General features: G+C 56.1%; 14 protein-coding genes. 12 read left to right on the forward strand and 2 right to left on the reverse strand.

All coding sequences use genetic code 11. From position 1 onward, the window contains the following. The 10 genes from ACREAY_RS07290 to endA all read left to right on the forward strand — a co-directional run. A partial coding sequence (locus ACREAY_RS07290) for a 30S ribosomal protein S15 (protein ID WP_431755107.1) occupies window positions 1-200 on the forward strand: 200 nt, incomplete at its 5' end. A 9-nt stretch (window positions 201-209) separates the two neighbouring features. Further along, window positions 210-1,646, forward strand: coding sequence for a DHHA1 domain-containing protein (locus ACREAY_RS07295; RefSeq protein WP_431755108.1), 1,437 nt, complete (start codon window positions 210-212; stop codon window positions 1,644-1,646). Beyond that, on the forward strand, window positions 1,621-1,881 hold the full coding sequence (locus tag ACREAY_RS07300; RefSeq protein ID WP_431755109.1) for a KEOPS complex subunit Pcc1: 261 nt from the start codon (window positions 1,621-1,623) through the stop codon (window positions 1,879-1,881). The genes ACREAY_RS07295 and ACREAY_RS07300 overlap by 26 nt, the downstream gene beginning before the upstream one ends. Then, window positions 1,882-3,153, forward strand: coding sequence for a serine--tRNA ligase (gene serS, locus ACREAY_RS07305; protein WP_431755110.1), 1,272 nt, complete (start codon window positions 1,882-1,884; stop codon window positions 3,151-3,153). It begins immediately after the preceding gene. Between the two features lie 38 nt (window positions 3,154-3,191). Beyond that, entirely contained in the window at window positions 3,192-3,896 is a 705-nt protein-coding gene (locus tag ACREAY_RS07310) for a 30S ribosomal protein S3ae (protein ID WP_431755111.1), read from the forward strand. A 32-nt stretch (window positions 3,897-3,928) separates the two neighbouring features. Then, the gene (locus tag ACREAY_RS07315) at window positions 3,929-4,375 is read left to right on the forward strand and encodes an RNA-binding domain-containing protein (protein WP_431755112.1); all 447 of its coding nucleotides are present in this window, start codon (window positions 3,929-3,931) and stop codon (window positions 4,373-4,375) included. A gap of 47 nt (window positions 4,376-4,422) precedes the next feature. After that, window positions 4,423-4,893, forward strand: coding sequence for a hypothetical protein (locus tag ACREAY_RS07320; RefSeq protein WP_431755113.1), 471 nt, complete (start codon window positions 4,423-4,425; stop codon window positions 4,891-4,893). Further along, the gene (locus ACREAY_RS07325; protein ID WP_431755114.1) at window positions 4,890-5,204 is read left to right on the forward strand and encodes a hypothetical protein; all 315 of its coding nucleotides are present in this window, start codon (window positions 4,890-4,892) and stop codon (window positions 5,202-5,204) included. Before ACREAY_RS07320 ends, ACREAY_RS07325 begins: the two co-directional genes overlap by 4 nt. Before the next feature lie 109 nt (window positions 5,205-5,313). Beyond that, on the forward strand, window positions 5,314-6,195 hold the full coding sequence (locus ACREAY_RS07330) for a radical SAM protein (protein ID WP_431755115.1): 882 nt from the start codon (window positions 5,314-5,316) through the stop codon (window positions 6,193-6,195). 37 nt (window positions 6,196-6,232) lie between these two features. Next, window positions 6,233-6,781 carry a tRNA-intron lyase gene (gene endA / locus ACREAY_RS07335; protein WP_431755116.1) on the forward strand — a complete coding sequence of 183 codons (549 nt, stop codon included), beginning with the start codon at window positions 6,233-6,235 and terminating at the stop codon, window positions 6,779-6,781. Here endA and ACREAY_RS07340 read toward each other — a convergent pair. Then, the gene (locus ACREAY_RS07340) at window positions 6,778-7,392 is read right to left on the reverse strand and encodes a hypothetical protein (RefSeq protein WP_431755117.1); all 615 of its coding nucleotides are present in this window, start codon (window positions 7,390-7,392) and stop codon (window positions 6,778-6,780) included. The genes endA and ACREAY_RS07340 overlap by 4 nt on opposite strands. Window positions 7,393-7,509: 117 nt before the next feature. Between ACREAY_RS07340 and ACREAY_RS07345 the strand changes: the two genes are divergently transcribed. Continuing rightward, window positions 7,510-7,716, forward strand: a complete 207-nt coding sequence (locus ACREAY_RS07345) for a hypothetical protein (protein ID WP_431755118.1) — start codon at window positions 7,510-7,512, stop codon at window positions 7,714-7,716. Beyond that, on the forward strand, window positions 7,713-8,024 hold the full coding sequence (locus tag ACREAY_RS07350; RefSeq protein WP_431755119.1) for a thioredoxin family protein: 312 nt from the start codon (window positions 7,713-7,715) through the stop codon (window positions 8,022-8,024). Before ACREAY_RS07345 ends, ACREAY_RS07350 begins: the two co-directional genes overlap by 4 nt. Here the strand turns inward: ACREAY_RS07350 and ACREAY_RS07355 are convergent. Further along, entirely contained in the window at window positions 8,005-8,436 is a 432-nt protein-coding gene (locus tag ACREAY_RS07355) for an HIT domain-containing protein (protein ID WP_431755120.1), read from the reverse strand. The two genes, ACREAY_RS07350 and ACREAY_RS07355, sit on opposite strands and share 20 nt — an antisense overlap. Window positions 8,437-8,649 lie beyond the last annotated feature (213 nt).

An 8,649-nucleotide genomic window follows, 5' to 3' on the forward strand; every position in this document is an offset into this window, starting at 1 on the left:
TGCCTGAAGACCTTGAAAGGCTGGTCCACAAGGCAGTCGGCCTGCAAAAGCACCTGAAGGCGCACAACAGCGACCACCGGAACGTCCGCTCGCTAGAGCTTGTCGAGGCCAAGATCCACAGGCTTGCAAAATACTACAAGCGCAACAACAAGATTGCAGCCAACTGGAAATACGCCGCAGTCATCGCCCAGCTAGAGTAAGTAGCAGCCATGGGCGATGGCGTAAAGCTTGTCCAGGCGCTCAAGCCCTTTTGTGAAAAATTACGCTCCGTGGTAGAGAGCGGCAGCGAAATTTCCATTATAACACATCTGGACGCCGACGGCATAACTTCTGGCAGCATCATGGCGACCGCGCTTGCGCGCATGGGAGCCAAATGCTCCGTGCGCACCGTGTCTGACATGAACCCCGGGGTCGTCGAGCGCATGAAGGCCGAGGCCCATGACTTTTACGTCGTGACTGACCTCGGCGGCGGGATGGCGGCGCAATTTAGAAAGGCCCTTGGCGACCAGTGGGTCGTCATCGACCATCATCAGATCCCAAAAGAAGAGATGCTCACGGACGACGCAGGGCAGGTGATGAACGCGTGGAAGTTTGGCATAGACGGCGGGGTAGAGATCCCCGCAGGCGGCATGGCCTACATGGTGGCAAGCGCTCTGGACCGCAAGAACCGGGACCTTTCGTGCATTGCAGTCGTGTCCGCGGTGGGCGACCGGCAGGACCAGGGTGACAAAAAGTCGTTTCTTGGTGTCAACAAGGAGATACTTGAAACCGCCAGGTCGATGGGCCTCGTCAGCGTCGACCTTGACATCATGTTGACAGGCAGGGAAACAAGACCGTTGCACGAGGCACTTGCGTTCACGTCGTTTCCGTTCATTGACGGGCTCACGTGGAACCGCGACAACTGCTACACCGCACTCAAAAACGCCGACATAAAATTAAAGGACAGCGGCAGGTGGCGCGTGCCGGCGGAATTTTCGCAGGAGGAAAAGAGCGCAATTTTGGAGGCAATAGCCAAGTTCGTGGTAACGTCGAGCAAGACTTCTGCAGGTGTCATCGACGACCTCATCGGCAACGTCTACACGCTGGCAGGGGAGGACAAGCGCAGCCAGCTGCGCGACGCAAGAGAGTTCGCGACGCTCTTGAACGCGTGCGGCAGGATAGGCAGGTCCGGCGTCGGGATAGCCATCTGCATGGGCGACAGGAACGCCATGCTGACTGCCGGCGAGGAGATAAGCGGCGAATACCGGACAGCCCTGCGAAACTATATCTCCACCATATTTGCCGAAAAGTGGCGCGTCTCTGATGACGGCAAGGTGGCGCTTGTCAACGGGGACGGCCTTGTAGCAGGCGACATGCTGGGCGCGGTGTCATCATTGCTCGCAGGCTCGCAGAACCTTGCCGGCCGGCTCGTGTTTGTGCGCTCGCTCGCAGAGGACGGCACCTACAAGTTCTCGTCAAGAAAAGGGCTCGGCTCTGCATCCCGGGCAAACCTGGGGCTGATAATGCGGCATTGTGCCGAGTCTGCCAAAGGAACGGGGGGCGGCCACGCCGCGGCTGCCGGCTGCAGGATACCGTCGGCCGCGCTGGACGACTTTATCATGTGCCTGAGGGCTGCGATAAATGACGAAAAATTTGCGACAGCTTGACATCGCCGTAGACGCGAGCATTTCATTTGCGTCCGGCGCGCAGGCGCGCGCGGCCGTGAAGGCATTAATACCCGACAATGTTAACATGCCAAAAGGCTTGTCGCTTCAATTGTTTTCAAAAGGCAGGGGCGTTTTTGTGGAAATTAGAGGCAAGGGCGTCCCGATGGCCACCGTCATCAACACGCTGGACGAGGTGCTTGAGCACCTGTCAGTCGCCAAAAAAGTGATGGCCTGAATGCTTGACCCAAAGACTCTGAAGGAAAACCCGGACATTGTGCGGGCCATGCTAAAACGCAGGAACGTAGAGTTTCCGATAGACGAACTTGTCGCAATAGACAAGCGCCGGCGCGAGCTCATCGTCGAGTCGCAAGAGCTAAAGCACAGGAAAAACAAGCTGTCCGAAGCAATAGCGACAAAGAAAAAGGCAAAGCAGGACGCTGCCGCCGAGCTTGCCGAAATGAAGCATGTGAGCGCCGGCCTTGACAAAGCCGAGCGGGAGAGAATGGCAGCCGGAGAGCGCTTTAAAAAACTGGCAATGGTCATGCCAAACATGCTGGACGAGTCCGTGCCGGACGGCAGAGACGAGCACGACAACGTCGTGGTAAGGACTGCCGGCACGATACGCAGCATCGAAAAGCCAAGAGACCATGTCGACATAGCCACCGCGCTCGACCTGATGGACATTGAGCGGGCGGCCAAGGTGTCCGGCGCGCGGTTTTACTTCTTGAAAAACAGCCTGGTGCGCATGAACACTGCGCTCGTGCATTTTGCGCTTGATTTTTTGACGGAAAAGGGCTACACGCTCGTCCAGCCTCCGTACATGATACGCAAAGAGCCGATGGAAGGCGCGGTGATACTGGGCGACTTTGAAGACGTAATTTACAAGGTCGAAAACGAGGACCTCTACATGATAGGCACGTCAGAGCACGCACTGGCAGGGATGCATATGGACGAAATACTGGACGGAAAACAACTGCCGATGCGCTACGCCGGCGTCAGCCCGTGCTTTCGCAAGGAAGCCGGTGCGCACGGCAAGGACATGAAAGGCATCTTTAGGGTCCACCAGTTTGACAAAGTCGAGCAGTTTGTCTACTGCCGGCCTGAAGAATCGTGGCAGGAGCACGAGCACCTGCTAGCGACCTCGCAGGAATTTCTCGACAGACTGGGCATACCATACCGAGTCATGCTGCTGTCGTCGGGTGACACCGGCAAGATATCTGCCAAGACGTACGACATCGAGGCGTGGATGCCGGGCCAGGGCACTTACCGCGAGATAGTGTCGTGCTCCAACTGCCTTGACTACCAGGCTCGCCGGCTGTCGATTAGGTTCCGCGACAGGACCAACGAGGATACAAGATTAGTGCATACGCTCAACAGCACGCTCGTGGCAGTCCAGCGGACGCTTGTCGCCATAATTGAAAACTACCAGACGCCTGCAGGCATCGAGGTACCACAAGTCCTGCAGGATTACATGGGCGGGATGAAGGAAATCAAGCCCAAGGCTTGACGCACAATATATATTCTGGAGGGGAAGGGTAAATTCCGATGGCTAAAGGAGCTAAGAAGGGAGGCAGGGTCCGCGACAAGTGGCGCGACAAGCAATGGGTCGTCGTCAACAAGCCGGCCGGATTTGAGCCGCCCGGATCAGTTAATTACGTTCCAATAACAGATGCCGCCCAGGCGACGGGGAGGGTCATTGAAAATACACTCCACGACATGATGAAGGGCAACCCCGACCAGAGCATGGACCAGCACCAGATAAAGATCTACGTCCAGATTGACAAGATAAACGACGGAAGCGCAAGCACGCGCTTCAAGGGCCACGAGTACGCTAAGGAATTCCTCCGCAGCCTCATCCGCCGCGGAAGCTCCATGGTCAACCACGTGCACGACTACACCACGCAGGACGGCCATACGTTCAGGGTCGCGCTCATTGCGTTCACGCAGAGGAGGGTCAATGCCTCCAAAAAACACGAGATGCGCCTGATAATCCACAGGATACTTTCGGAAAGGATCCCGCAGATGACAGTCGAGCAGTTTGTCCAGGAAGTCACCGGCAGCAAGTCAGCCGACATGCCGAGGGAGACAAACAGCATCATAGGCGCGGCAATCCTGTCTGAGGTGAAAAAGATAACCGTGATTCGGCACATCGGCGTGAAAAAGACCAAGCTTATCTCGACGCCTGAATCAAGGGCGGCGACAGAGGCCAAGCCGGTTGCAGCCGCAACCGTGACAGAGCCGGCGCAATAACTTTTTAGTCCCTCTCTTTTCTCTTTTATTATATGCCTGAAGAGCTGCGCTTTGCCTCAGCAGAAGTGAACCTGGTCGTCCACGCCACCGAAGACTCTGGCAAGGTGCTTGCCGCGGTCGAAAAGACGCTTGCGCTGCCCGCCGCAGAATTTCAAAGCGAGCCTTTCGAGGGCCACTTTGGGAACAGGATAGTCTCCCTCAAGGCGACGGTGGCAAGCAGCCGGGAGGCAGGCGACCTTGCGGCCCGCATACTCTCGCTTTTGAACCAGGCCGACCGGCAGCATCTGTCAGACAGGATATATGAATACTCGGACGAGAGGGGAAACCTCTACCTCCGCCTCGACAAGCAGAGGCTCTGCCAGGGCAAGGCGTTGCTGGCAGAGGCCGACTCGGTGAGGTTCAAGTTCAAGCCGGTCCGCCGCTACAAGCCTTCAGGCAACATTGACACCTACAGGGGGCTCCTCTCTTCAACAGAATAGACCTCTGCATTAATGCAGGCAATTTTGACGTCCTGCCAGCCGCCGAGATGCTCGCAATCGACAGGGTCGGGATGGCGGGGGGCGACTTGCAGAACAGGCAGGTCATACACCGGCTGCGGCAGAGCCCCGGCAGGGCTGTAAATTACCAGTACCTTGTTGTTTCAGAGAGCGTCGAGGACATGCCAAGGATAGACGTGCTTGCCGTCAAGGATATTGGCAGGATAAAGGAGAGGCTAAAGAAAAAGATCATGCCGGGCGTCGGCCTTGAAATGGCAGTCGCGCCTGCAAGAAAGATGGACGCCGGCAGGTGGTTTTCAGACGTGCGCGAACTGTACAGCTATTGCCGTTCGTCGGGCTGCCAGTTCATTCTGTCAAGCGGCGCCGACTCGCTGCACTCTATGGTGTCCGGCCAGTGCCTTGACGCGATACTGGAAACGTCCGGCATTGACCCGTGCGAGCACTGGAACGAGATGAACGGCTGGCTGGAATCGCGCCTTGCCCGGAGGGTAAGGATATGACGCTCAAGAGGCGCGAAAAGAGGCGCTACATTTCCGTGATGCATCAGGGATTGCCTGCTGACGCGTTTGCCGTAATTGAAAGGCGCCACAAGGATCTCTTTGGGACCATCGCGTCTGCAAGGGCGTCGCTCCGCCTGACAAAGCCTGGGGACGGGGTGATTATAGTCCGGTCCAGTCTGCAGGAGGCGACCGGCGTCCTTGCCGCAATCGCGCTCTCTGACCCGCCGATGGCGACTGTCGACATGTCGTCGAGCATGAAGCGGCTGAAGAGGAGGCTTGCAAAGGTTAATACCGCTGGCAGCAAGTTCTAAGATGGGGATGAGGTGAGTTTCGCTGCTCCAGACTGAGTCAAAAGCGATGAAGATCTCGCGACGAACCGACCCGCAAAGTTATAATTGTTAAGGCGCATACAACTTGCAGATGGAGCTAGCCTACGACTACCCTCTCTGGAGGCCGCCGTCAGAGGCCAACTCGATGATATTCCAGGTGACTCTGGGCTGCTCTTTCAACAAGTGCTCGTTCTGCGACATGTACAGGACAAAGGAATATTCTGAGCGCCCGTGGGACGAGATAAAGGCAGAGATAGACCTGATGGCAAAGATCTACCCTGATACTGCCCGGATATTTCTTGCAGACGGCGACGCGCTCAACCTGTCCAAGGACCGGCTGGTGCAGATACTGCAATACCTGTACCAAAAATTTGCAGGCATTGAGCGCATCTCTTGCTACGCGATGCCCAAGAACCTGCTTCAAAAGACGGACGACGAGCTGAAGGATCTACGCACTGCAGGCCTCCACATGTTTTACGTCGGGATTGAAAGCGGAAACGACGTTGTGCTGAAAAAAGTGACAAAGGGCGCCACCGGCAAGTCTATAATTCAGGCGTGCGCCAGGGCGAGAAAGCACGGCTATGTCCTCTCATGCATGATAATCCTAGGCCTTGGCGGCAAGAAATACAGCAAGGAGCACATCGCCGACACGGCCAGAGTGCTGAGCGAAGTCGCGCCGGATTATGTCGGCGCCCTTACGTTGCACCTGGATGAGAGCCTCAACGAGGAGTTCATGACAAAATACGGCGAGCCCTTTGAATTTATTGAAGACGTCGAAGTGCTTGACGAGCTGGAGAGACTGGTTCAGGACTTGCGCCCAAAGACGCCTGTCGTCTTTAGGGCAAACCACGCATCCAACGTCTATTCGATAAAGGGCACCCTGCCTGAGGACAGGGGAAAGATCCTCAGCCTTGTCAAGAGCCTGAAATCGCACCCCGAGATGCTAAAGCCAAAGGCGCTGCGCCGCTTTTAGCCAAGGGTTAATATCCTGCCGGCAATTTTGCTGCTGCATGCCAGTAGGCGGCAGGCTCTTCGGCAACAGGATAGTGGTGTGGAGCATCGACGATTCGCGCAAATTGTACGGCTCTGGCTATTACGGCAAGCCGATTGGCGTGCCCAAGCCCAAGGGCGTCGAATTCGACGCGCCGCTCGTGCTTGACTTGATGGAGGGCTGCTACCTCGTCGAGAAGGGCAGGCTAAAGATATCGCAGTCAGACGGCAAGTCAGTCCCGCTGGGCGAGATAAAAAAGCTGTGCAAAAAGCAGCACGTCGACTTTGATGCCAAGTACCTGGTGTTCCAGGACCTGCGGGAAAAGGGCTACATCGTGTCGCCGGGGATAAAATTCGGGTGCGACTTTGCAGTCTATGAGCGGGGCCCCGGCATCGACCACGCGCCGTACCTGGTGCAGGTGTTCAGGGCGACTGACGAGATGACTGCAACCGGCATCGTGCTTGCCGGCAGGCTTGCGACGACTGTGAAAAAGCAGTTCATACTTGCGATACCAAAGATGGCCGAAAAAAAGATAGAGTACGTAGGCTTTGACTGGTGGCGCGCCTAGGCAGACTCGGCCTTTCTGGGCAGGTCGTACTTTACAAAATTCTCGCCTGAAATCGTGAGCTTGCACGCAAATTTGTCAGAGCCCTGCTCCAGCCAGCCCTTGTAGCGTATCGAGTTCTTTACGATATCCGTGACGCTTGGCTTTTTCTCGTCGACTTCTTCATAGCACGACAGCACCTCTCCGTACTTTACCTCTCCCTGCTTGTTGAATTTCACGAGGTAGTAGGCAAACACGGCGGCCTTTTCATAGTGGTTCGCAGGCTTTTTCTCTGCGTAAAACTCGCGCAGGCCCGGCTTGCCCTCGCCTGCCTTCAAGTCGACTGGTATAGGCGGCAGCGTGGGCGATGGCCGCGGCGCCTGCTTGGCTGCCTGCTTTTGCGCGGGCTGCTCCATTGCCACATCCTCAACCTGTTGCGGCAGGGCGGCTTGCGCCGGCTGCGCCTGCAGCGCGACTGTGCCCATCTTGCTTGTGATGGCCTCCTTGACTGCCATCTTGAATATCTCTTCAAACTTTTCAAGGTGCTTGTCGACAAAGCTCTCCTTGCCTTCGAGTTCAACAATCCCTTCCTTGACGTTTATCGTAAACCTGGCTTCTGAATTCCCCGAGCTCAAACCCGCCATACTAATGCCGGGCTTGTTTATCAATATGGTGGTGCCGAGCCTCAGTGCCGGACCTTAACAAAGTTCCCTTTCTCTTAAATAGGTGCGACAGCCAACCTTAGCAGCTGGATGTTTTCAGTAAAAAAAATGGGCAAGAACGGGATGTGGGGCACCGTGAGCCTGATTGACAAGAATGGCTCCTTCCGCGGCGAGGCCCGGTTCGACACGCTCAAGGAGGCAGAACAATACATGGACGACTACAAGAAACGGATGAAAAAGCAGGTAGACGTCAAGGTATTTGACGATTCCAAGGCTGAGGCTGCGCAAAAGAATTGAAAGGACTTGCATTGCAAGAGCTAGAGTCAGTGCTTGCGTCTGGCGAAAAGGCGCTTGTGATGTTTACCGCCGACTGGTGCCCATTCTGCCGCAGGTTTGAATCAATATTCGACGGTGCAAAGTCGCCGTACGTGCATTACGCGGTAAAGGTAAACGAAGACGAGAGCCCGCTATGGGACAGGTTTGACATAAAGGCAGTCCCGACGCTTGCCGCCTTTCGGAACGGCCAGATGGTAGCAAGGCGCGAGTCGCGCCTTGGAGCCGGCCTTGGCAAGGGCGAGATGGACTCTATTTTGAAGGAACTGTGATTTTCTGGCGTATCTTTAGCGCCAGGCTTGACAGCTGGTCGTGCTGTGCCACCTGCCGGGCCGGCCACTTGCCGTCAGGGCTGTCGTCGATGAACCGGGGCACCACATGGACGTGGACGTGAGGCACTATCTGGTTTGCCGCAATGCCGTTGTTCTGGCCGACGTTAAAGCCATCCGCCCCGACCGCCGATACGACTCCCTTGGCCACGCCGGGCACCATGGCGTAGAGCTTGCCGACTTCGGCCGGCGGCATCTGCAAAAGCGTGTCATAGTGCTTTGTCGGGATGACGAGGACGTGGCCCCTGTTTATCGGGTACTTGTCCATGATTACGAGAAAATCTGGATCCTTGTAGACCTGGGCGCTTGGCAGCTTGCCTTCAAGTATCGAGCAAAAGATGCACGGCTTGGCCATTTCCATCTACAAGCTGCGATGCACGTTTATTCCTTACGCCGCGGTGCCAATTCTTAAATAGTCCATTTTCCCGAACCTTACCTATGGCAGAGACTGTAGAGCTGGAAGATTTCGACCTGAACTTTTCATTCAGGTGCCCCAAGTGCGATTACGTCAACGAGGAAGTCTCTTCCAAGGACATGTCAAGCGGCAACGCCGAGTGCGGCATGTGTG

The sequence above is a fragment of the Nitrososphaera sp. genome (assembly GCF_050748925.1).
Taxonomy (GTDB): Archaea; Thermoproteota; Nitrososphaeria; order Nitrososphaerales; family Nitrososphaeraceae; genus Nitrososphaera.

What these genes read in the sequence shown, in the direction of transcription:
- ACREAY_RS07345 (WP_431755118.1), top strand. Translation starts at nt 7,510, where the DNA reads ATGTTTTCAGTAAAAAAAATGGGCAAGAACGGGATGTGGGGCACCGTG.
- ACREAY_RS07310 (WP_431755111.1), top strand. Translation starts at nt 3,192, where the DNA reads ATGGCTAAAGGAGCTAAGAAGGGAGGCAGGGTCCGCGACAAGTGGCGC.
- endA (WP_431755116.1), top strand. Translation starts at nt 6,233, where the DNA reads ATGCCAGTAGGCGGCAGGCTCTTCGGCAACAGGATAGTGGTGTGGAGC.
- ACREAY_RS07300 (WP_431755109.1), top strand. Translation starts at nt 1,621, where the DNA reads ATGACGAAAAATTTGCGACAGCTTGACATCGCCGTAGACGCGAGCATT.
- ACREAY_RS07325 (WP_431755114.1), top strand. Translation starts at nt 4,890, where the DNA reads ATGACGCTCAAGAGGCGCGAAAAGAGGCGCTACATTTCCGTGATGCAT.
- ACREAY_RS07295 (WP_431755108.1), top strand. Translation starts at nt 210, where the DNA reads ATGGGCGATGGCGTAAAGCTTGTCCAGGCGCTCAAGCCCTTTTGTGAA.
- ACREAY_RS07355 (WP_431755120.1), bottom strand. Translation starts at nt 8,436, where the DNA reads ATGGCCAAGCCGTGCATCTTTTGCTCGATACTTGAAGGCAAGCTGCCA.
- ACREAY_RS07320 (WP_431755113.1), top strand. Translation starts at nt 4,423, where the DNA reads ATGCTCGCAATCGACAGGGTCGGGATGGCGGGGGGCGACTTGCAGAAC.
- ACREAY_RS07330 (WP_431755115.1), top strand. Translation starts at nt 5,314, where the DNA reads ATGGAGCTAGCCTACGACTACCCTCTCTGGAGGCCGCCGTCAGAGGCC.
- serS (WP_431755110.1), top strand. Translation starts at nt 1,882, where the DNA reads ATGCTTGACCCAAAGACTCTGAAGGAAAACCCGGACATTGTGCGGGCC.
- ACREAY_RS07315 (WP_431755112.1), top strand. Translation starts at nt 3,929, where the DNA reads ATGCCTGAAGAGCTGCGCTTTGCCTCAGCAGAAGTGAACCTGGTCGTC.